The 23,909-nt window shown below is 44.7% G+C and carries 17 protein-coding genes; 8 read left to right on the forward strand and 9 right to left on the reverse strand.

All coding sequences use genetic code 11. The features are described 5' to 3' along the window. Positions 1-88: 88 nt before the first annotated feature. Together ftsH and rlmE are read right to left on the reverse strand one after the other, a co-directional pair. The gene (ftsH, locus tag AB4583_RS09185; protein ID WP_372117096.1) at positions 89-2,056 is read right to left on the reverse strand and encodes an ATP-dependent zinc metalloprotease FtsH; all 1,968 of its coding nucleotides are present in this window, start codon (positions 2,054-2,056) and stop codon (positions 89-91) included. Between the two features lie 107 nt (positions 2,057-2,163). Then, positions 2,164-2,793, reverse strand: a complete 630-nt coding sequence (gene rlmE, locus AB4583_RS09190) for a 23S rRNA (uridine(2552)-2'-O)-methyltransferase RlmE (protein ID WP_017059396.1) — start codon at positions 2,791-2,793, stop codon at positions 2,164-2,166. A 114-nt stretch (positions 2,794-2,907) separates the two neighbouring features. On the opposite strand from rlmE, the gene yhbY reads away from it, so the two are divergent. Beyond that, positions 2,908-3,204: a ribosome assembly RNA-binding protein YhbY gene (gene yhbY / locus AB4583_RS09195; RefSeq protein WP_004738252.1), complete on the forward strand. Its 297-nt coding sequence runs from the start codon at positions 2,908-2,910 to the stop codon at positions 3,202-3,204. A 125-nt stretch (positions 3,205-3,329) separates the two neighbouring features. Here the strand turns inward: yhbY and greA are convergent, their stop codons facing one another. After that, the gene (greA, locus tag AB4583_RS09200) at positions 3,330-3,803 is read right to left on the reverse strand and encodes a transcription elongation factor GreA (protein ID WP_017059397.1); all 474 of its coding nucleotides are present in this window, start codon (positions 3,801-3,803) and stop codon (positions 3,330-3,332) included. Positions 3,804-4,314: 511 nt separating this feature from the next. Between greA and AB4583_RS09205 the strand changes: the two genes are divergently transcribed. Both AB4583_RS09205 and dacB read left to right on the forward strand, forming a co-directional pair. Then, positions 4,315-5,382 carry a porin gene (locus tag AB4583_RS09205; RefSeq protein ID WP_017068904.1) on the forward strand — a complete coding sequence of 356 codons (1,068 nt, stop codon included), beginning with the start codon at positions 4,315-4,317 and terminating at the stop codon, positions 5,380-5,382. Positions 5,383-5,494: 112 nt separating this feature from the next. Continuing rightward, complete coding sequence (gene dacB / locus AB4583_RS09210; protein WP_029235489.1) at positions 5,495-6,922, forward strand: serine-type D-Ala-D-Ala carboxypeptidase; 1,428 nt, start codon at positions 5,495-5,497, stop codon at positions 6,920-6,922. A 125-nt stretch (positions 6,923-7,047) separates the two neighbouring features. On the opposite strand, the gene AB4583_RS09215 is transcribed toward dacB, so the two are convergent. Together AB4583_RS09215 and tyrS are read right to left on the reverse strand one after the other, a co-directional pair. After that, on the reverse strand, positions 7,048-7,893 hold the full coding sequence (locus tag AB4583_RS09215; RefSeq protein ID WP_017072029.1) for a magnesium transporter: 846 nt from the start codon (positions 7,891-7,893) through the stop codon (positions 7,048-7,050). Positions 7,894-8,286: 393 nt separating this feature from the next. After that, positions 8,287-9,474 carry a tyrosine--tRNA ligase gene (gene tyrS / locus AB4583_RS09220; RefSeq protein WP_017059402.1) on the reverse strand — a complete coding sequence of 396 codons (1,188 nt, stop codon included), beginning with the start codon at positions 9,472-9,474 and terminating at the stop codon, positions 8,287-8,289. A gap of 129 nt (positions 9,475-9,603) precedes the next feature. Here tyrS and AB4583_RS09225 point away from each other — a divergent pair, with 129 nt between their 5' ends. Continuing rightward, a complete protein-coding gene (locus AB4583_RS09225; RefSeq protein WP_372050853.1) occupies positions 9,604-10,893 on the forward strand; it encodes a peptidoglycan DD-metalloendopeptidase family protein in 1,290 nt (429 codons plus the stop codon). Positions 10,894-10,977: 84 nt separating this feature from the next. Here AB4583_RS09225 and AB4583_RS09230 read toward each other — a convergent pair whose 3' ends face one another. The 3 genes from AB4583_RS09230 to erpA all read right to left on the reverse strand — a co-directional run bounded on the left by AB4583_RS09230 (position 10,978) and on the right by erpA (position 15,818). Then, positions 10,978-14,070 (reverse strand): efflux RND transporter permease subunit, encoded by a 3,093-nt coding sequence (locus tag AB4583_RS09230; protein ID WP_372117099.1) that lies wholly within the window; start codon positions 14,068-14,070, stop codon positions 10,978-10,980. Positions 14,071-14,080: 10 nt separating this feature from the next. Continuing rightward, positions 14,081-15,205, reverse strand: a complete 1,125-nt coding sequence (locus AB4583_RS09235) for an efflux RND transporter periplasmic adaptor subunit (protein ID WP_372117101.1) — start codon at positions 15,203-15,205, stop codon at positions 14,081-14,083. Between the two features lie 271 nt (positions 15,206-15,476). Next, positions 15,477-15,818, reverse strand: a complete 342-nt coding sequence (gene erpA, locus AB4583_RS09240; protein ID WP_004734539.1) for an iron-sulfur cluster insertion protein ErpA — start codon at positions 15,816-15,818, stop codon at positions 15,477-15,479. A gap of 296 nt (positions 15,819-16,114) precedes the next feature. Here erpA and hemL point away from each other — a divergent pair, with 296 nt between their 5' ends. Continuing rightward, positions 16,115-17,410 (forward strand): glutamate-1-semialdehyde 2,1-aminomutase, encoded by a 1,296-nt coding sequence (gene hemL / locus AB4583_RS09245; protein WP_010436060.1) that lies wholly within the window; start codon positions 16,115-16,117, stop codon positions 17,408-17,410. Positions 17,411-17,550: 140 nt separating this feature from the next. On the opposite strand, the gene AB4583_RS09250 is transcribed toward hemL, so the two are convergent. Further along, complete coding sequence (locus tag AB4583_RS09250) at positions 17,551-17,676, reverse strand: hypothetical protein (RefSeq protein WP_004734537.1); 126 nt, start codon at positions 17,674-17,676, stop codon at positions 17,551-17,553. A gap of 76 nt (positions 17,677-17,752) precedes the next feature. Between AB4583_RS09250 and AB4583_RS09255 the strand changes: the two genes are divergently transcribed. From AB4583_RS09255 to AB4583_RS09265, 3 genes are all read left to right on the forward strand, one after another. Next, positions 17,753-18,838 (forward strand): AI-2E family transporter, encoded by a 1,086-nt coding sequence (locus tag AB4583_RS09255; RefSeq protein WP_372117103.1) that lies wholly within the window; start codon positions 17,753-17,755, stop codon positions 18,836-18,838. Between the two features lie 110 nt (positions 18,839-18,948). Then, complete coding sequence (gene rsmC, locus AB4583_RS09260) at positions 18,949-19,971, forward strand: 16S rRNA (guanine(1207)-N(2))-methyltransferase RsmC (protein ID WP_372117105.1); 1,023 nt, start codon at positions 18,949-18,951, stop codon at positions 19,969-19,971. A 216-nt stretch (positions 19,972-20,187) separates the two neighbouring features. Further along, complete coding sequence (locus tag AB4583_RS09265; RefSeq protein WP_017063266.1) at positions 20,188-23,577, forward strand: response regulator; 3,390 nt, start codon at positions 20,188-20,190, stop codon at positions 23,575-23,577. Positions 23,578-23,909 lie beyond the last annotated feature (332 nt).

Raw genomic sequence — 23,909 nt, forward strand, 5'->3', positions numbered from 1 at the left:
GGAAGGTGGGTCTTAAAGGTAAAAACATCTAGGGCTAGAAACAGAAAAACCCTGAGCGTACTCAGGGTTTTAATTTAAAGCTTAGCAATTAAGAATCTTTGTTTTGAGCATCATCTGTTTCAGATTTAACTTCTTCAACTTTCGACTCTTCAGCTTTTGGTTCCGCTTTAGCTTCTTCTGCCTTAGCTTCAGGTTTTGCTTCTTCCTTTGTAGGTTCAGCTTTTACCTGATCACCCCAACCAGCTGGATCACGAATCTCTTGCTTACGCTCCATCAAGTCATCAATTTGACCTGCATCGATCGTTTCGAACTTCATTAGAGCGTCTTTCATCGAATGCATGATATCCATGTTATCTTCAAGAATCTTCTTAGCTCTATCGTAGTTACGGTCGATAAGGATACGAATCTCTGCATCGATAAGCTTAGTCGTGTCATCAGAAACGTGCTTAGCTTGGCTCATGCCGCGACCTAGGAAAACTTCACCTTCTTCTTCTGCGTAAAGAAGAGGACCCAATTTCTCAGAGAAGCCCCACTGCGTAACCATCTTACGAGCAATATCAGTTGCACGTTCGATATCGTTAGACGCACCAGTTGACACTTTGTCTTTACCGTAAATAAGTTCTTCAGCAAGACGACCACCGTACAGGCTAGAAATCATAGACTCTAGATGTTGGCGAGACATGCTCACACGATCTTGCTCTGGCAAGTACATGGTTACACCAAGCGCACGACCACGTGGAATGATTGATACTTTGTACACAGGATCGTGTTCTGGTACCAAACGACCAACAATTGCGTGACCGGCTTCGTGGTAAGCCGTTGACTCTTTCACTTCCTCAGACATCACCATTGAACGGCGCTCAGCACCCATCATGATTTTATCTTTAGCCAGTTCAAACTCAACCATAGAGACATTGCGCTTGTTACCACGAGCTGCAAATAGCGCCGCTTCGTTCACAAGGTTTGCAAGGTCTGCACCAGAGAAACCTGGAGTACCACGAGCGATCAGCGACGGTTCAACATCACCTGATAGTGGCACTTTACGCATGTGTACTTTAAGAATCTGTTCACGACCACGTACATCCGGTAGACCAACCACAACTTGACGGTCAAAACGACCAGGACGAAGTAATGCAGGGTCTAGTACGTCTGGACGGTTAGTCGCAGCGATAACGATAATACCTTCGTTACCTTCGAAACCATCCATCTCAACCAACATTTGGTTCAGTGTTTGTTCACGTTCATCGTGACCACCACCAACACCAGCGCCACGTTGACGACCTACAGCATCAATTTCATCGATAAAGATGATACAAGGTGCCGCTTTCTTCGCTTGTTCGAACATGTCACGCACACGAGATGCACCAACACCAACAAACATTTCAACGAAGTCAGAACCAGAGATAGTAAAGAACGGTACTTTCGCTTCACCGGCAATCGCTTTTGCAAGCAATGTTTTACCCGTACCAGGAGGACCAACCAACAGGATACCTGTCGGGATCTTACCACCTAGCTTTTGGAAGCGGCTTGGGTCACGAAGGTAGTCCACAAGCTCTTTCACGTCTTCTTTTGCTTCGTCACAACCAGCAACATCAGCAAACATGGTTTTGATTTGTTCTTCGCTCATCATTCGAGCTTTACTCTTACCGAAAGACATCGCGCCTTTACCGCCGCCGCCGCCTTGCATTTGACGCATGAAGAAAATCCATACACCAATCAGTAAGATCATTGGGAACCATGAGATGAAGATAGTGCCAAGCAGGCTCTGCTCTTCAGGTGGTGTACCCTGAACTTTTACGTTTTGATTAATTAAGTCATCAAGTAGCTTTTGATCATAAACAGGCATGTAAGTTACATACTTAGAACCACCACCACGACGTGTGAAAGTGATTTCGCTGTTATTGAACTGTGCGTCTTGAATCTGGCCTTGGCCAACTTCCTGTACAAACGTGGTGTAATCTACTGCTCTGCCGTTACTTTCCCCAGGGCCGAAGCTCTGGAATACCGACATCAACACTACCGCGATAACAAGCCACAGAATTAAATTTTTTGCCATGTCACTCAAGGTGTAAGCCTCTCGATAACTAATTGTAATTAAAGGTAGGGTACTACAGTTTGTAACCTGTAGCCATGTTGTTAACTCTCACTCTTGGAAGAGAATCGTTAACCTTTGTAACCAGTGGCTACGATAAACACTTCACGAGATCGAGCTCGAGAAGAGTCGGGTTTTCTAACTTTTACTGTTTTAAACATCTCGCGGACGTCCTTAACGTATTGGTCAAACCCTTCGCCTTGGAATACTTTTACAACAAAACTACCATTGGTAGCTAGAACTTGTCGACACATATCCAAAGCTAATTCAACTAAATACATAGCTCTTGGCTGATCCACAGAATTGTTGCCTGCTATATTAGGTGCCATATCTGACATCACGACATCAACCATGTTTGGTTGTATACGTTCCAACAAGGCATCTAGCACAGCTTCTTCGCGGAAATCGCCTTGTAAAAAGCTAACACCAGCAATCGGATCCATTGGTAACAAGTCACACGCAATGATTTGTCCGTTGTCTCCAACAATCTTAGCAGCATATTGAGACCAACCGCCAGGTGCTGCACCCAAATCCACAATGGTCATCCCAGGAGACAGCAATTTATCTTTCGTTTGAATCTCTTCCATTTTGAAATAAGCACGTGAACGATAGCCTTTCTTTCTTGCTTCATTTGCGTACTTGTCGTCGAAGTGTTCCTTCAACCAACGGCCTGAACTGGCCGAGTGTTTCTGTTTGCTCATTGGATACCTAAATTGGAGGAAAGTACTAATTGCTGAATAAATTATAGTCTTCAGCTTTAGATGGCGTTAAAATAGGTTTTTTCAACCCTAATAGTAAAGAAAATTGGCCGCGTAATGAACCTAAGTACCAAACAAAAGCAGCATCTAAAGGGCCTAGCTCACAGTTTAAAACCTGTTGTGCTAATGGGCGCAAATGGACTTACTGAAGCTGTTCTAGCGGAAATCGAATTAGCTCTAGACCACCACGAACTGATCAAGATTAAAGTTGCATCAGAAGACCGTGAGACTAAGCAACTGATTATCGATGCAATTGTACGTGAAACTAAAGCTGAGAAAGTACAGACTATCGGTAAAGTTCTAGTACTGTTCCGCCAGTCAGAAGCACGTAAAATCGAGATTCCACGTAAATAAGCGAGTTTGATATAAGCTAACTTCACTAATAGGAAGCCACAGCGCTTATCTTTTAGTGTAGCGTGAGAAACGAAAAAGGTCGCATTTAGCGACCTTTTTACTTATCAGAAACAAAGAAAATTCAATTAGATATATTCTACTTTGTCGATTTCGAAGTCTTTGTCACCACCAGGGGTAGAGATCATGACTTCGTCGCCTTCCATTTTACCGATAAGACCGCGAGCAATTGGCGATTTCACAGAAATGCGACCCGTTTTGATGTCTGCTTCGTCTTCTGAAACGATTTGGTAGCGGAACTCATCATCGGTATCCACATCAATCAGTGTCACTGTCGTACCAAAGATAATCTTGCCCGTATTATCCATTTGCGTTACATCGATGATCTGAGCCAGTGATAGCTTATATTCAATATCACGGATCTGAGCTTCACAAATACCCTGCTCTTCACGAGCGGCGTGGTATTCAGCATTCTCTTTCAGGTCACCTAGTTCACGTGCTTCACCAATAGCTGCTGAGATAACAGGGCGTAGCTTAAGTAGGCGATCTAATTCGTCACGTAGCTGCTGAGCGCCACGTACTGTCATTGGAACCTTTTCCATTTTTTACCTCTATGCCAAAGCTTTCTTTGGCCAACATAAATACACCCAACGTATTTATTGGGTGATAGAAACAAAACGATTTGGCTTAGTGTAAACAAACTTTATGGCTAAATCACCTTTATTCCACTTTGCGTTATAAAAGCTTTATCTAGGTCTAAATCACAGACATCACAAAAATGAATAATAACCTACCCATCAATAAGTGGAGAGCTAAATACCTAAAAAAACAAAAAACAAACAAAATAAACACAGATCACACTTTTATAAAATACACTCAAAAACAACCACTTAAACAAAAAAGATATAATAAAACAGTGTTCATTTTTTAGTTTTATATCATTTTACTAACTGACCATGGAACTTTAGAGGTAAAAAGTAACCCATGGATTGCACTGGCATTTTCAGACTTCTGTTCTAATCATGATTATGAAGCCTGATTAATACAGGCAATACACAAAAGGGTTCAAATCCTTAATAAAACTTCTATGGACAGTAATTAGGAAATAATAACATGAACAAGACTATGATCGCGCTTGCTGTATCTGCTGCAGCTCTTGCTACTAACGCAGTGGCAGCCGACGGTAAACAAGCTGGTGATATTGCCGGCACTTCTGTATACAGCTCAAACGGCACTTCTCTAGAGATCGGTGGTCGTGCGGAAGCTCGTCTATCGATGAAAGATGGCAAAGCTGAAGACAAAACACGTGTACGTCTTAACTTCCTAGGTAAAGTTGAAATCCAAGACGGCCTATACGGTGTTGGTTTCTACGAAGGCGAATTCACAACTGCTGAAAACGGCGGCTCTACTGATAACAACGACGGCGACATCACTAACCGTTACACATACGCTGGTATCGGCGGTACATTCGGTGAAGTTACATACGGTAAAAACGACGGTGCGCTAGGCGTTATCACTGACTTTACCGATATCATGTCTTACCACGGTAACTCAGCGGCAGACAAAATCGCAGTAGCTGACCGTTCAGACAACATGCTTTCTTACAAAGGTCAATTCCAAGACCTAGGCTTAAAAGCAAGCTACCGCTTCGCTGACCGTTCTGAAACTAGCGGTGAGTTCAACGACAACGGTAAAGATGGCTACTCTCTATCTGCTATCTACGCAATCGGTGATTCTGGCGTTAAGCTAGGTGCTGGTTACGCAGACCAAGATCAATCTAATGAATACATGCTTTCTGCATCTTACCGCATGAGCCACTTCTACTTCGCAGGTCTATTCACTGATGGTGAAAAACAAGCGACGACAGCAAACGGCGCTGAATACAGCAACAGATCTGTAGATTACACTGGTTACGAATTCGCAACTGCTTACACGCTAGATAAGACTGCATTTACACTAACGTACAACAATGCAGAAACTGACGGTGAAACTTCAGCTGACAACATTGCAATCGATGCAACGTACTACTTCAAGCCGAACTTCCGTACGTACATCTCGTACAACTTCAACCTAATCAGTGAAAATGATACGATCGGTACAACAAACCTAGTGTCTAACGGCAAAGCAAGCTCTGCAGACGCTGAAGACGAAATCGCTCTAGGTCTACGTTACGACTTCTAATTCTGATTACCTAATTGATTAATTAGTTAATTGAGAATCAAAACGCCCGCTCTCTAGCGGGCGTTTTTTATATCTGTATACTGAAAACATCAGCCATCCAAGACAATCTTCTATGCGCCTTCTATCCCCACTACTGCTATGTAGTTTTTCCATTAGCGCTTTATCTGTTAACGCATACGCCCCGCTAGATACACTGCCCGATGGTAGTAGTACGAGTTTGATCATCAAATCGTTAAGCAGTGGTTCAAGCGAGCTTAATACCAATAGCGATGACTTTTATCCACCAGCCAGCACGTTAAAACTGGTGACGGCTTTAGCGGCCAAGCTAGAGTTGGGAGATGACTTTCATTACACGACTAGCATTCTTCGTTCTGGCAATGATTCAATCATTTCATTTAGCGGCGACCCAACACTGCAACGTGAGCAGCTAAAAAGCCTGTTAACTCAATACGCTAAGTCTCAATCCAGAACCATCAAGGGCAATTTATATCTGGATAACACAGCTTATACCGGCTATCAGCGAGCGGTGGGGTGGCCTTGGGACATTCTAGGGGTTTGTTACAGCGCGCCTTCTAGTGCAATGACCTTAGACAGCAACTGCGCACAAGCCTCTATTTATACAAAAGGTAATGGCAACACTCGCGTTTATATTCCCGCTCACTATCCGATAGACGTGACGACCACCGCTGCCACGGTAACTCGCTCTGGGCAGAAGGCGACACAATGCGACTTGGAACTCATCACCACACCAGATAACGCTTACAAGCTCTCTGGTTGCTTGGTTGAGCGCAAAAAGCCACTGCCACTTAAGTTCGCCATTCAAAATCCAGAACTTTACACCTATCAAGTTGTTGCATCGCTTCTCAAAGAACTGAAAATAGAAGTAAAAGGTGATGTGATTATTGGTAAAAAAGCGCAAGCAGACAAAACCACGTTAGTCGCTAGTCACAACTCAGAAAAGCTTCCTGAACTGCTCGATATCATGCTCAAGAAGTCAGATAACCTTATCGCAGATAATCTAACTAAAACGCTAGGAGCAACATTTTATGTTCAACCGGGCAGCTTCAATAACGGCACTGAAGCAATAAAACAGATACTGCTGACCAAGGCTAATATTGACCTCAGTAAAGCGCAGCTCGTCGATGGTTCAGGGTTATCCAGAAATAACCGAATGAGGTCACAGACCATGGCTCAAGTGCTTCGTTATATCTGGGAAAACGATCAACAGCTCAGCCTGATTGAGGCTATGCCTACATCTGGCACTGATGGAACGCTCAAATACCGTCAAAGCATGAGAAAAGCACCGATTCAAGGCAACATTATCGCCAAAAGTGGTTCTCTATACGGCAGTTACAACATGGCGGGATACGGATTAGATAAAGCGGGAAAACCAAACTCTCTGTTTGTGCAATTTGTCCGTGATTACTTCCCTGAAGAACAAGATCCAGACAAACCAGTGGAAGCACCAATCACCCAGTTTGAACGTGCTTTCTACAAAGATGTAGTCGAATTCAGTCAAACACAAAGCAAATCTAAATAATGCTTAGATCTGTGTAAGCTTCTACTTTAATAACAAAAATGGCGCTGAAGACCTTAAATCTTCAGCGCCATTTTTATTTCTCAGATGTATTTAACTATTTTTATAGGTGCCCATTTTTATAAGAGCTAAGCAATTCCTAAAAATGAGTTCACCACAGTGAAGTAGATCCACATTCCTGAGATATCAACTATGGAAGCAAGCACTGGGCTCACTAACACCGCTGGATCAAGCTTAAATAGCCTAGCAACTATCGGCAATCCGCCACCCAGCACGGTTGATATGGTCACCTGAATAAACAGCGCTACCGCAATAGCTAACGCAATCATGTTGATATCATAACCACCTGTCGCTTGGTTTTCACTAAAGAGCAAAATACGTCCAATCATCACTACAGCAATCGCTAAAGCTAAACAAATAGCAACTCTAAACTCTTTCCATAGAACGTTAGCCCATTGGCGTTTTTTCAACTCACCTGTGGCTAAGGCTCGGATCACCAAAGTCGCTGCTTGTGTTCCGGTGTTACCACCAGCAGCAGCAATTACCGGCATGTAGATTGCCAAAAGTACCAACTGACTGAGAATGTCTTCATACTGAGCAATGATAAGCCCTGAGACGATTCCCAATAGTGCTAACGCAATAATCCAACCGATACGCTGCCTGACGTGGCTCATGACGCCAGTCGAAAGGTAACCCTGTTGAGGTTCTACCTCAGAGTAGATCAGCCCTAGTTGGTGAGCTAGATGTCGAGAGCGCTTCTCAAAGTCCTGCTCTTCTAGCTCACTAAGTAAAGTCTGAATCGTACTCAAAGAGCATTGCCCCAGCACTAGCACCGCATCTTCGAGCGGCATTCGATTCAAAAGATTAATTTGTTGTTCACGTCCGTACTGTTGAAATGCATTCGATACAGCTTGGATGTCTTGCTCTGAGTACAGAGCTTCAATAGATAAAAAAGTGTTGTTCATTACCGTCATGGCGAATCTCCCGATTGGCAAAGGTAACGACCATCAAAACAAATAGCCTATAGCTAATACACCAAGAGCGTACAGCTAAGCGCACCAAGAGCTTAAAGCACTGGTGTGTCTACTTGTTAGAATCTAGAGTGTGGAAAAGAATGAAGGGAAAACAAAGATACCCTACCTGAACGGCAGGACAATAGATCAATACCGAGACAGGTTATTCTTCTCCATTCAAACTAGGAGGATGGTCGGTATTGTTCATAAAAATCTCCAGAATTACTGTCAATTTGACAGCGCGCATAGTGTAGCAATAGCCGTTCAAAAACTTCGTCAAATTCCTGTCAATAAATAGGGGTCAATAAAAAAGGCATCCGTGGATGCCTTTGGTTCAATTATTGATGTGCATTATTACTTAATAGTAATACGAGCAAACTTACGCTTACCTACTTGGTAAACGGCAGTACCTGCTTCAGGCACGAATTTGCTGTCTTCAATCTTCTCGCCTTCAAGCTTAGCAGCGCCTTGCTTGATCATACGCATCGCATCAGAAGTCGAGTTTACAAGACCTGCTTCTTTTAGAACGTTAGCGATTGGTAGACCTGCTTCGAATTCGAATTCAGGCATTTCATCTGGCACTTGGTTCTTAGCAAAACGGTTAACGAACTCTTGCTCAGCGGCTTCAGCATCTGCTTCACTGTGGAAACGAGCGATGATCTCTTTAGCAAGAAGCACTTTAACGTCACGCGGGTTCTTACCTGCATCAACGCCAGCTTTCAGTTCCGCAACTTCTTCAAGAGGACGGAAAGACAGCAGCTCGTAGTAGCTCCACATTAGATCGTCAGAGATAGACATGATCTTACCAAACATCTCGCTTGGTGCTTCGCTAATACCGATGTAGTTATGCGCAGACTTAGACATCTTCTTAACACCGTCTAGACCAACAAGTAGTGGCATCATTAGTACCGCTTGTGGTTTTTGACCTGCTGCTTTTTGCAGTTCACGACCCATTAGAAGGTTAAACTTCTGGTCAGTACCGCCAAGCTCAACGTCGCTCTCTAGTGCAACAGAGTCGTGACCTTGTAGAAGTGGGTACATGAATTCGTGGATTGCGATCGGTTGACCACCAGCGTAACGCTTTTTGAAGTCATCACGCTCAAGCATACGAGCAACAGTTTGGTTAGAAGCAAGACGAATCATGCCTTCAGCGCCAAGCTCAGATAGCCATTCAGAGTTGAAACGAATTTGCGTCTTCGCAGGATCTAGAATCTTGAATACTTGCTCTTTGTAAGTTTCAGCATTCTTCAATACGTCTTCGCGGCTTAGCGGTGGACGTGTTGAGTTTTTACCTGATGGGTCACCAACCATTGCAGTGAAATCACCGATAAGGAATGTCACTTCATGACCAAGCTCTTGGAAAGCACGAAGCTTGTTAAAGATAACCGTATGGCCTAGGTGGATATCTGGAGCTGTTGGATCGGCACCCAGCTTAATGCGTAAAGGACGACCTTCTTTTAGTTTTGCAATCAGTTCGTCTTCTGGAATCAGTTCTTCTACGCCACGTTTGATCTCGGCTAGTGCAGCTTCAATACTCGCCATTCTTGTTCACTCCCACAGATTTGGCAAAAATACATTAATTAGACATCTTACTTGAATAGCGATGTATTTTGAAACCAGTTACACTATTCCGTCGTCGATTTTCATAATATTTACAGAACGAACCGGAACATGTTGTCTATTTTTGCACGCCTTCCTATTTTGCACCGGGCTTTTATCGCATTTTTTAGTGCCATAATTTTCGTCGCGATTTTCTTACTCCCCGACGTCAACAGTTTGCGTGACGATTCGGGCGCTTTAGTTGTGGGAAAACATTACCCACTGACTATCAATGCCTCTGCACTTATTAGCTCAAGTGACGCTCCACCGACGGCAGTGCTCAATTGGGAGAAATACACCGTTCGCTCTGGCGAAAGCACCTCTGTTTTATTTGAACGTATTGGCCTCTCATACCGTCTGCTGATCACGCTACTCAATACCAATAATGATATTAAGAAGCAGCTGTCTAACCTAAGACCTGGTGATGTCTTGCAGTTCGGCTTTGATGAAAACAACGACCTTATTCAGTTAAAACGACAACTTAGTGCGTTTGAAAGCTTCAAGATCACTAAGTCTGGCGATTCGTTTTCCTCTAGTTTCGACAAGAAAGAGGTTGCCTACCAATACAATTATGCCGAAGCCGACATCACCTCGAATTTCTGGAATGCTGGCGTAAGCGCAGGTTTAACCGCAAACCAAATTATGGAACTGGCGGGCATCTTCGGCTGGGATATCGACTTTGCGTTAGATATTCGTAAGAATGACAGCTTCAAAATCTTATACCAAGAAAAAGTAGTTGAAGGTGAAGTGGTTGGTCGCGGTAAGATCATGGCAGCCGTATTCAAAAACCAAGGTGATTCATTTACCGCGGTATTAGATGATAAGAGCGGCAACTACTTCGATGAAAATGGTCGTGCAATGAAGAAAGCGTTCTTGCGCTCTCCTATTGATTTTCGTCGTGTAACATCGAACTTTAACCCTAACAGAAAACACCCAGTAACCGGTAAGGTTCGCGCTCACCGCGGCACTGACTACGCAGCCCCTGTTGGCACGCCTATCTGGGCTGCCGGTGACGGTATCGTTCAGAAGTCGGGTTACAACCAATTCAATGGTAACTACGTGTTCATACGCCACAGCAACACCTACATCACCAAATACCTGCACATGAAGCGACGTATGGTGAAAACTGGTCAGCGCGTAAAACAAGGCCAAACCATTGGTACTTTGGGTGGTACGGGCCGAGTGACTGGCCCACACTTACACTATGAATTCTTGGTCAATGGCGTACATAAAAATGCGCGTACCGTGAAATTGCCTCAATCCAAGTCGTTAACTGGTAAAGCAAAAGCAACCTTTATTGCCAACTCAGAGATTCGATTAAGAAACCTTGAGCGATACGGTCAGTTACTAGCGACTAACTAGGCGTTTGTAGCTTCACTGCAAAATAGAAAAATGCAAAGAGCGCCCATCAAGGCGCTCTTTTTTATGCTCACATACCACAACTAGCTACTGTTTTTCAGGTTTGTTGTTCCGTCCAAGCATTAACAAACAAGGGGTTAATACTAAAGTCAGCACCGTGGCAAACGCCAAACCACCAGCAATAGCGGTCGCAAGCTGTGACCACCATTGTGTACTTGGCGCGCCAAACTCTATCTTTTGATTAATCAGGTCGATGTTCATCTCTAACACCATCGGCATTAAACCTAAGATAGTCGTAACCGTCGTGAGCATTACTGGCCTTAAACGCTGAACACCGGTTCTTAGAATCGCATCTCGCTTGTCCAAGCCTCTTTTGATGAGCTGATTATAAGTATCAATCAACACGATGTTGTTGTTCACGACTATGCCGGCGAGCGCTATTACCCCAATTCCCGACATCACAATGCCAAACGGACGTTGGAAGATCAGTAAGCCAACGAACACGCCAACGGTCGAAAACAATACAGCACTCAGAATCAAAAACGCTTGATAGAAGCTATTGAACTGAGTAATCAGAATCAAAGCCATTACCGCCAAAGCAACCAAGAAAGCACTTTGTAAAAAGGCTGACGAGTTTTCTTGTTCTTCGTTTTGACCACGGATGCGAAATTCCACGCTACTCGGCAGCCCTAGCTCACTCAATGCTTGTTCGATCTTTGGTAGTTCGAGAGCAAGGTTATACCCTTCTTCCATATCCGCCATGATGTTCACCACACGCTTGCCATCAAGGCGTTTAATGGTGTCTTGCTTATGGTCGGGAACGATCTGAGCGAAATTAGTAATAGGTACTAAACCTGCTGGCGTTTTCACCCTAAGCTGGTCGAAGCGCCCGATATCACGCTTATCATTAGGGTAGCGCACCAAGATATCGACCTCTTCTGAAGAGTCATCGGGCAGATAATCACCAATCTTGAGACCATTAGTCACGAATTGAACGGTATTACCCACTAAGGTCGCATCAGCTGCAAAGCGCGCAGCATCGTCGCGGCGAATATCCACCTTCCAATCGATGCCATCTTTACTCGCAGTATCGCTGATATTGGTCAGTGCTTTATTTCCATCAGCCCAACCTCTCACAATTTTTGCAGCCTGATTGAGCTGCTCTGGAGTTCTTGCCGACAGCTCAATCACTAAGTCATTTTCAACCGGAGGCCCAGCATCAGGGAACTTATATTCAATCTCAACACCAGCGTATTGATCGGTTTGTACCTTCAACTCATCAATAATCGCCTTAACGCTGCGTCGATATTGCCAGTCAACAGGCGTAATTGAGATCAAACCAATCTGGTCGTCACCACCAGTACGCGTGTAAACGGTATCGAACTCATCATGATTGAGCATCATCAGTTCAATATCACGCATGATGTCATCCTTTTCTTGGATAGACAGATCCCCATGCGAGCGAACTTTGACATTAAAGAATGGCGGATCAACTTCTGGGAAGAACTCTGCACCTAGACCCGCTTTTGAATAAGTAAAACCAACTGCAACCGCGAGCAGTGCCGCACTGAACAAAATCTTAAAGGGGTGTTTAATCGCTAAAGAAAGCGTGTGGTAGTAAGCCTTGGTTAAACCAGTAGCCTGTGAAAAGTCACCATTATGCAGTGCGACCATTCGAGCTTGGCTTTTAGACGATACGTATTGAGGTTTGCCAATCAAACCGCCCAGCACGGGCACAAACAACAACGCCATGATCAATGATGCAGTTAAAGTCGCGATCAGAGTTAGTGGTAAGAACTTCATAAATTCGCCCGTCACATCAGGCCAAAACAGTAACGGAGCAAATGCGGCTAAGGTTGTGGCAGTCGATGCGGTTATCGACCACGCCATCCGTTTCGCTGCATCTCGGTAAGCGGCTTTGCGCCCTTCACCCTCTTGCATCCGCCTGTCTGCAAATTCGGTCACCACAATCGCACCGTCTACTAGCATCCCCACCGCCATAATCAGAGAGAACAGCACTACGATGTTGACGGTTAAGCCAAACACCGAAAGAACCAATAACCCGGTTAGGAATGAGCCTGGAATGGAAATACCCACTAACAAAGCGGTACGCACACCAAGAATCGCGATGATAACGATCACCACCAGAATAATGGCGGATAAGATATTGTTTTGCAGATCATTAAGCATGATCTTCACATCTTTAGATTCATCCCAGGTGTATTTGACCAACAGGTTATTTGGCCATTCCGCTTGCTGCTGAGCACCAGCCATTACCGCTTTGACTAGCTCAACGGTTTCGATGATGTTCTCACCTGCACGCTTCTTGATATCCAACACCACCGCAGATTTGCCATCTAAACGAGCAAAACTTTCAGGATCTCGAAACGCTCGACGAACCGTAGCGACATCGCCAAAAGTGACCACCTGCTTGCCATCCACTTTAATAGGCAACTCAAGCACGTCTTTTAAGGAGTTAAATACCGAAGGGACTTTGACAGAAAAACGTCCGTAGCCAGTATCAACAAAACCTGCGGCCACCACTCGATTGTTCAGAGCGATCAGATTATAGATATCCGCTTGATCTAAGCTGTAGCTCTCCATCAATAACGGATCGACAATGATCTCGACGATGTCAGCGCGATCGCCCGCAATATCGACTTCAAGGATTTGGCGATAGCTTTCTAATTTGTCTCCAAGCTCTCGGGCAATTTGCACTATGGTGCGCTCAGGAACGGTACCGAATAGCACAACAGACAAAACAGGTTGCTCAGAAGCCAGCGTCACCTCATTTACGGTCGGTTCGTCACTGTCTTCTGGTAGTTTTGGTTTAGCCAGATCAACCGCGTCACGCACATCGGCCATTGCTTTGGTGAGATCGACGCCAACATTAAACTCCAACACAACAGAGGCATGCCCTTCTGCTGCGGTTGCTGTCATCTCTTTTACGCCTTCAATCGACCTCAGCTCTTGCTCAATAGGTCGAACCAATAAACGTTCTGCATCCGTTGGCGAGATCCCTTGGTGCCCGACCGAAACATAGATAATTGGGATGGTAATGTCTGGGCTCGATTCCTTAGGTATCGTGATATAGGTGACGACACCGGCTACAAGGATTAACGCTAAAAGGGAGAGCATTGTTCGAGCACGAGACAAGGCTGCATCAATAATTGAATACATCGGTTATCTCCTACTCTGCGGTTACGTTAGAGAGTTCAGCGACTTGCTCAACAGCAATCACCGAATCACCATCACGCACAAACCCTTGGCCTACTGTGATGATATCGACGCGTTGACCTAGCCCCGTGAGCCACACTCCATCTTGTTCGGCCTTTACTAGCTGAATGCCTACAAACTTCACCGTTGGTGAGTCATCGACTGAAACCAAGGTTTTGACCCCTAGGTTACCCGCCTCATCCAATGCTAGCATCGCCGGTGTTATCTTTATTGCATCTCTTGTTTCTAGGTTGAGTTTAACTTCGGCACTGACACCTGCTGGTAATAGGCCTTTAGAGTTATCGATTTCTATCTCGATTGGGAAGGTATTAGTAGCAACAGAAGAGATACGAGAAACATAACGCAGACGACCTTCCGCTTCTTCTCTTCCCAGCAAGCGGACCAAGGCGGACTGATTAACTAACAAATGCTGGATATGACGTTCACTGACATCGGCTTCGATGACCAGAGGATCGAGGTCAATCACGCCCGCAACAGGATCGCCAACCCCAACAAAGTCACCAAGCTCAACCATTAAGTCTTGAACCACACCCGAAAAAGGCGAAGTAATGACAGTATTCTTTAAAGCCAATTCCGCGTTGCGCATCATGGCTTTTGCTTCTGTTAATGAGGCCTCTGCTGTGGTGTAGGCGATTTCGCCTTGCAGTCCTCTTTTCTTCAGTGACTGCGCCGCTTTAAACTCTTTCTGCTTCAAGCGATATAAAGCCGAGGCTCGCTCTAGTTGAATCTCTAAATCACCCTTATCTATCTGGGCAATGGCTTGTCCAGCTTTAACCATATCCCCCTTAACAACGTTCAATCTGACAATCTTGCCCGCGACTTCTGCACCTAGACGAGCATGCCGATCGGGCGCCGTTCTTCCATAGAGATCAATCGTTTTAAAGGTCGGTGATGAGGTGAAGGTTTGAAAGGAAACCTTAGCCAGCGGAATTTCTGTTGCCTTTTTTTCAGGTGACTCTTCTGCTTGCCCTACGCCTAAACCAAGCCAGATCGACAACAACACGACTAGAGTCAGAGAAACCAGCCACGGCTGCTTCAATTTCTGAAAAAGTGGTGAGTTAGAAAATAGAGTGGGCATAACAAATCCTTTTGTCCGATGTCATTCAGGCGCGCTAGTTGGCTTAATAGCGTGATGTGCAACTTCCTTATGCACAAAGGTAACCTTAACAGACCAATCCTCAACGAAGTTGGACGCTATCGACAGTTTAAAAAATATGCCGTGTACTAAAAATGAGAGGAATGCTTTGAAAAGTAATAAGTTACTAAGTAAAAACAAAAACGCCGAACATAAGTTCGGCGTTTGAAATGTATCTAATACAGCTTTGAGCTCAAGCTATTTTCAACTCATGCTATACGCTGAATGATGCGCCACAACCACATGTTGTTGTAGCGTTCGGGTTGTTCACAAAGAAGCGTGCGCCTTCTAGGCCTTCAGTGTAATCAACCATGCCGCCCATTAGGTATTGTAGGCTCATTGGATCAACAACCAGCGTTACACCGCTGTTTACAATTGTAGTGTCGCCATCATTTACTTTTTCATCAAATGTGAAGCCGTATTGGAAACCGCTACAACCACCACCTGTAATGTATACACGCAGTTTTAGTTCTGGGTTTTCTTCTTCAGCAATTAGCGTTTGTACGCGGGTAGCTGCTGCATCAGAAAAAGACAATGGGATATTTACTTCGCTCACGACAACCTCTCTTACCTGTGTCAAAAACAACATGATACAAATCTAATTCGAGACCATAGTTGTTGAGTATTTTCTTATATTCCGGTGATTATCTAATACCTGACTGAAACGTTCAAGTATTCACCACAGGATCGGTCCTTTTACTGCTGTAAACTCGCCAATATCTAACAATTAAAACGTGTAACCACACAAAACAACCAGATTCGGGTGATTATCTGGGCGAAAGCATTCCTAGTTGGATTAGGGATAGGTACAATGCGTGCCAATTGGTCCGACAGTCAAAAGAGGATATATCAATGACCAAATCAGCAGAGCTGTACGAAAAAGCACAGCAAACCATTCCTGGTGGCGTAAACTCTCCAGTTCGTGCATTCAATGGCGTAGGTGGTTCTCCAATCTTCGTTGAACGCGCTGATGGCCCACTTATTTTTGATGCTGATGGTAAAGCGTATATCGATTACGTTGGCTCTTGGGGTCCAATGATCCTTGGTCACAACCACGCGGTTATTCGTGACGCTGTTATTGCAGCAGCTCAACGCGGCCTTAGCTTCGGTGCTCCAACCGAAACTGAAATCAAAATGGCTGAACTGGTATCTGAGATGGTTCCATCAATGGAACAGCTACGTATGGTGAGCTCAGGTACAGAAGCAACAATGAGCGCGATTCGTCTAGCTCGTGGCTTCACTGGTCGTGACAAAATTCTTAAGTTTGAAGGCTGCTACCACGGCCACGCAGACAGCCTACTTGTAAAAGCTGGTTCTGGCGCACTGACTTTAGGTCAACCAAGCTCTCCAGGCGTACCGGCTGATTTTGCGAAACTAACGCTAACAGCAACCTTCAACAATCTAGATTCAGTACGTGAAATCTTCGCAGCAAACAAAGGCGAGATCGCTTGTATCATCGTTGAGCCAGTAGCGGGTAACATGAACTGTATCCCTCCTGTAGAAGGCTTCCACGAAGGTCTACGTGAAATCTGTGATCAAGAAGGTGCATTGCTAATCTTTGATGAAGTAATGACAGGTTTCCGCGTTGCTGAAGGTTGTGCTCAGGCTTACTACAACATCAAGCCAGACCTAACGTGTCTTGGTAAAGTGATTGGCGGCGGCATGCCTGTCGGTGCTTTCGGTGGTCGTAAAGACGTGATGCAATACATCGCACCAACTGGCCCTGTTTACCAAGCGGGTACGCTTTCAGGTAACCCTGTTGCAATGGCTGCTGGCTACGCATGTTTGAACCTTCTACGAGAAGAAGGCAACGAAAAGCGTCTAGCTTCAAAAACTAAGCAGTTGGCAAAAGGCTTCAAGCAACTTGCTGACAAGCACGGCATCCCGATGCTAGTTCATCAAGTTGGCGGTATGTTTGGTTTCTTCTTCACAGATCAAGAAACTGTGACGTGCTACGAAGATGTAACTAAGTGTGATGTAGAACGCTTCAAGCGCTTCTTCCACCTAATGTTAGATCACGGTGTTTACCTTGCACCTTCAGCATTCGAAGCAAGCTTTACTTCTCTTGCTCATGGTTCAAAAGAACTTGATGCAACACTAGAAGCTGCTGACCGCTCTCTTGCGATCATTGCTGCTGAAAGCAAATAATCGAAAGCACTTTATAAGTCGCTAACCGATTGAATTTAGGGCTGCATTAAATGCAGCCCTTTTTTATATATCGCGCTCACCAGCCACAAATATGACAGCTTATTTAGCCGTCGACTAAGGCTAAAGCTGAACCAAAAGCATTAACGTTCCCAGAAAAGGAAAACCAACAACATCAAGGTACCAAGGAACATTCTGAACCAAGGGATCTCTTTTTTTGTTTGCTGTTCTTCGTCTTGGCATTTCTTATCTTTATTACAGCATCCCATTATCAAAACTCCTCATTGCTAACTCTCTGTTTTGCAGCCATTATAAACTCAGAACGCAAATATAGAGACCATTACCGTGTCAGAAAAACTCAAAATCAATTCCAGCCACTGGGTGATCATCATTGCCCTACTCGCGGCGGCTTATGCTTGTTACTTACTTATCGAGCCATACGTTAACTCTATCGTGATGGCCTTTATCATTTCACTATTGATGTTCCCAATCCATGAGTGGCTTGAAAAAAAGCTCCCGAATAAAGAAAACATCGTCTCTCTGCTGTCTTGTGTGATTCTGACTTTCATTATTGTTATCCCTTTATTGGCAGTATTCGCAGCAATTGTTCAGCAAGGTTCTCTGTTCTCTCAGAATACTTACCAATGGGTGACCCACGGTGGCATTCAGACTCTGTTTGCTCACCCGTTAGTGGTCAAAGCGCTGTCATTTGTGAATAACTACCTGCCTTTCGACAACATTGATCCCCAAGCCATCGCACAAAAAGTCGGTGAGTTTGCGACAAGCTTTGGTTCTAAGCTAGTTGGTATCAGTGCCAAAATCTTAGGTGACGCGACCAATTTCTTGATGGATTTCTTCTTGATGCTGTTCGTTTTGTTCTTCTTATTAAGAGATCATGACAAAATCATCAGTGTGGTTCGTCATATTCTGCCGCTGTCTCGTAGCCAAGAAGACAAACTTCTAACAGAGATAGAACAAGTATCTAAATCAGCAGTAATGGGCTCATTCTTAACCGCAATAGCGCAAGGTTTTGCCGGCGGTTTAGGTATGTGGATTGCCGGTTTCCCAGGTCTATTCTGGGGTACTATGATGGGCTTTGCCTCTTTCATCCCAGTTGTGGGTACCGCATTAATCTGGATTCCAGCAGCAACCTACTTGTTCCTAACTGGTGATACCACGTGGGCGATTTTCCTAACGGTTTACTGTGTAGCGATTGTTGGTTCAATTGATAACCTTCTGCGTCCGCTGCTAATGCAAGGCAGTGCAGGCATGAATACCCTGATGATCTTCTTCTCACTATTGGGTGGTATTCAACTGTTTGGCCTAATTGGTCTTATCTACGGACCATTGATTTTTGCGATTACCATTGTCCTATTCAACATCTACGATGAAGAGTTTAAGGACTTTTTAAACCAGCAAGACAAGAGTTAACGAACTTGACGTCAACTTGATTGGCGAACCCGTATTAAACACTTCAAGCTTTGGGCGGATTATGCGAAAATCCGCCCTCATTTTTTGCTAACGATTCAACAGAGTGTCCTATGTCAGCTTATATTGCACCAAGCCAGATTGCTCAACGCCAACTCGCCTACTTTGAAGGCAAACATGTTTTAGTTGCCGGTGAGGCAGAAGACTTGTTCCCTGTTGAGTTAGCGAAGCATTGTGAATCTGTCTCTGTGTTTACTTCTAATTACAGCTACTACCGTCAATTAGAAGGCTACAACACCATCCAACGTTTTTATGGTGCGGAGTTTACCGAAGAGACCAAAGCCGACTTAGTGATGTTGTACTGGCCAAAAGCCAAAGCGGAAGCGGAATTTTTGTTGGCGATGCTATTTGCCAAGCTAGGCAAAGATACCGAGATCGTCGTGGTTGGTGAAAACCGTTCAGGCGTGAAAAGCATCGAGAAGATGTTTGCTCCTTACGGCAAAGTTGTTAAATACGATTCAGCGCGTCGTTGCTCTTTCTACTGGGGTCAATGCTTCGAGCAACCACAAGCGTTCAACCTGCAAGACTGGTTTAAGACCTACACGGTTAACATTGGTGAGCAATCACTTACGGTAAAAAGCCTTCCTGGCGTCTTCAGTCACGGTCAATTCGATGTCGGTAGCCAACTTCTGTTGGATACTCTGCCAAAACTAAAAGGCAAGGTACTGGATTTTGGCTGTGGTGCAGGCGTATTGGGCGCGGTGATGGTATCTCGTAACCCAGATATCGAGCTAGAAATGTGCGACATCAGTGCATTTGCCGTGGCATCAAGCCAAGCAACGCTAGAAGCGAATGGTTTAACGGGTAAAGTCTTCGCATCCGATGTCTATTCTGATACTGCAGAAGACTATCAGTTCATCATCAGTAACCCACCATTCCATTCAGGTTTAGACACTAGCTACAGCGCGACTGAGACCTTACTTTCTCAGGCTCCTAAGCATTTGAAGCGTTCTGGTGAGATGATTATTGTTGCGAATAGTTTCTTAAAATACATTCCAATTATTGAACAAGCGTTTGGAAAATGCTCGACTCTAAATAAGACCACTAAATTCGCGATCTATCACGCAAACAAATAACCTCTCTAGCACAGCGCAGGGTCATTATCTGCGCTGTCTGTTCATATTTTTGTCAAAACTCTATAAAAATGAGCTTTTGCACACGCTTTAAATACCACTTACTTGTCAAAGTAAAAAAACTCGTTAATTTCGTTAAATTGGAACCCGTTAATTCTATTCTCTGTACTTGTTTTCGCCCCTTTTAGCAGTACATCAAAGGAAAGTAGTACCCAATTTATGTTTAGATTCTATCGTAAGCAGAAGTTTAAGCGCCTTCAAAATACCCTAATGCTGGCATTTCTTGTCCTCAGTATTACCCCTGTGACACTTATCGCGATATTTTTCCTCCAATCGCACAGTCAGGATCTCCAGGAACAAAGCACCTCACACCTTGTTTCGGTTCGTGATACTAAGCAGCAGCAAATTGTCGATTACCTACAAGCTCAAGAATCCCAAGTGATGGGCTTTGTTCGCTCAGAATTGGCCAATGCCAGTGGCGGGCGATTTTATGGTTTGATCAATGCATTTCAACGATTGGGGTTAGATATTGACGAGGCACGCAGTAATGCACAGCAGCGCTATATTCAAGGCTCTGGCGATCAAATCAAAACGTCGATCCTCCCTGAATCCAGCAGCTTTATTGGCAGCGAGCGTTATCGCCTGCTCCACAAGCGCTACCATAATGCTTACCTAGAACTGCTTAAACGCTCTGATTTTGACGATATTCTCTTAGTTGATATCAACGGTAACGTCGCTTATTCCGTCTTTAAAAATGACGATTACGGCACCAATCTGCTGACAGGAAAATACAAGGACTCCAACCTAGGTATTACCTTTCAACGACTAGCCAAAGACGTAACCGACCGACGCAAATCTAACGAAGATTACACGCCGGTTATCGTTTCTGACTTTAAAGACGAGAATGGCAAACAGACCGCATGGCTAGGCGCACCTATCGTTCAACAAGGCTACCTACACAGTTACGCGATGTTTAGGCTACCAATCAACGGCATTACTAAGTTGATTGCGGATCTCAACAAGAGTTCGAATATTCAAACGCTGCTTGTAGGTGATGATCACCTGCCGCGTAGCCTTGCTCATTCACAAGAATCTATCAACTTGAGCCTAGATGTTGTCGATAAAGCATTGGCTGGCGAAACAGCGGTTGGCACCTTCGACAACACCCTAGATCAAGCGATCATCGCGGCATATACGCCAATTGAGCTGAAATACGCAACATGGGCTCTTGTCGTAGAGCTGCCAGAGAAAGAGGCGTTTGCCCGTATTCATCAGTTAGAAAAGATCTTCGTGATCGTGATGCTAACGGCGATCATTCTGGTAGTCGTTGCATCGCACTATCTGTCTAACTTCATCACATCCCCACTGCTTAAACTGACGTGGGCTGCCGAAAAAGTATCGGCGGGTGATCTCGATGAAACCATGATTAATACCGAGCGCAAAGATGAGATAGGCCGACTCGCGGTGAGCTTCGAAAGAATGCAGCGATCTATTCGTGAAAAAATGCAGCTCATCAAAAGCCAAAACGATGAGCTTGAGGACAACCTTAAGACCATTCAAAAGCAAAACGAAGAGTTACAACTGGCAAATAAACTCAAAGATGAGTTCTTAGCGACTACTTCACATGAATTGAGAACACCACTGCATGGCATGGTGGGTATCGCTGAAGCGTTGATATCTGGAGCTAACGGCCCTATTCCTGCTAATCAGAAATATCAGTTGGATATCATCATCAATAGCGGTCAGAGATTGGCGACCTTGGTTGATGATCTGCTTGATTATCACAAGATGCGCTATGGCAGCTTAGATATTAAGAAATCAGCCGTTGATTTGTCGGCAGCCACCAGCTTGGTCCTAGAGTTGTCTCATCACCTATTGGGCAATAAGCCAATCCGTATTATTAACCAAGTCCCAAGTGATTTAGGTCTGGTTTCATCGGATCCTCAACGACTTGAGCAAGTGATGTATAACTTGGTCGGCAATGCCATCAAGTACACCTCAGAAGGTAAAATTGTTATCTCTGCCAGCGTTATCGATGACAACATTCGTGTACAAGTTGTCGATACTGGCCAAGGTATACCGGCCGAGTACCTTGAGCACATCTTTGAGCCATTGATTCAAGCAGGCCAAGATGCGAGTAACTACCGCCAAGGTGCAGGGCTTGGATTATCGATCAGTCGTCAGTTGATCGAGCTAATGGGCGGTTCACTGTACGTTAGTAGCCAACCAATGCTCGGCACTACGTTTAGCTTTACCCTGCCCCTAGCTACTCAAGATGAGTTAGACAGTTACAACGAATCAGGTCACTACTCGCACTTCCAAGCGCCTGATTTAATTGATAACAGCCAACAAGAAAATAGTGTTATCAGTGAAAACCCAGATGGCCCGTTATTGGTTATCGCCGATGATGAGCCGGTTAACCTGCGAGTATTAGACAGCTTCTTGAAGTTAGAAGGTTATCGAGTACGTACTGCATGTGATGGCCCTGAAACCATTGAACTGATTGAGAAAGAGAAGCCAGAGCTGCTTCTACTCGACATCATGATGCCAGGAATGAGCGGCTATCAGGTTTGTGAAGCACTGCGTAAACAGTATGACCATGCTCAGTTGCCAATCATCATGCTAACAGCCCTCAACCAAGCAGAAGACCGTGTTCGAGGTTTCGAAGCGGGTGCCAATGACTACTTGTCTAAACCGTTCAACAAACAAGAATTAGCGGCTCGAATAACAGCGCATCTATCAGCAAGTAAAGCTGAACAGAGACGCCTTGAAAACGACCAACTGCAACTCGAGCTCAAACATAGAGCGATGGTTGAGGCTAACTTGTTAGAAACTCAAGGCCGCTTATTAGAGCAACTAGAATCGGCACCTGAAGCCATTATCTGTATTCGTGATGACCAACGTATTCGCTTTGCTAACGAAGCGGCGGCGAAGCTATTCAGACGCGGACAAGAACAACTTAAACGCTCAATGGCTGACGAAATCATTGCGCCTAAATACCTTAAAGTGGAGCAAGCCCACTACTGCGGTGACATTGATATCTATATAGATGACACACGTCAGCGCATACCGAGTGACATCCTTAAGCTACCTGAAGGCTCAGGGCTCGACACCATGTATATCTTTAATGTCGGTGGTGGTGTTAACTCAAACCGAATCAATAACCTTGAAACGGCGGTTGAGGCTCTCTCTAGTTATGCCTTTGAAGGCGACAAAGATAAGTTACAACAGCTGAAAGAGCTTGGCGGAGAATTTACTCGTCTTGCTGACAAGGCAACCGGTGAAGGTAAAAACAAGCAAGAGTTAATGCGTGAGGTACTGGTCGATGCGATGACTAATGCCATCATCTACTGGGAATCGGTGACTGGTGAAACCAAGTTCGCTTTCGCCGAGAAGAGTGGCTTGTGGCGCGTCTACTTAGACCGCAGTACGCTGCAAACTCGAACGCTAGACAAATACCTACGCGTAGAAACCCTACCGAAAACCCCTCGCTGGCGAACGGTACTGAGCTCAATCGAATTCATACTGGAACACTGTAAAGAACAGACGCCAGAAAGAACCCATATTGAGATGCTAAGAGATAAACTTCAGAAACTACTGACCAGTTAATCCCTGAACCAACATCACGATACTTTGAATAATGGAGCCCACCTAGCGTGGGCTTTTTTGTACGCCTTATAATCACAAAAAGTAGAATCCCATCGCTTGCAACGCACTTTTTTTACGCCCTTAAACAAGGAAGAATTCACGCCAATCACGTACAGTGTGAGCTCGTAACCGTCAGTACTTTTCGTTCTATTCTCAATCATATCTGACCGTTATCTGACTCTTTGTTGCAGTTTGAGAAGCGAGTCACAACAGAACGGCAGATTTAATTTTCTAGGGAAATTTAACGTAAAACTGGCAAGTGACCGAGATCTACAATTATACCAACGTAGGGT

Origin of the sequence: Vibrio sp. 10N.222.49.C12 (genome assembly GCF_041475025.1) — a bacterium.
Classification (GTDB): Bacteria; Pseudomonadota; Gammaproteobacteria; order Enterobacterales; family Vibrionaceae; genus Vibrio; species Vibrio crassostreae_C.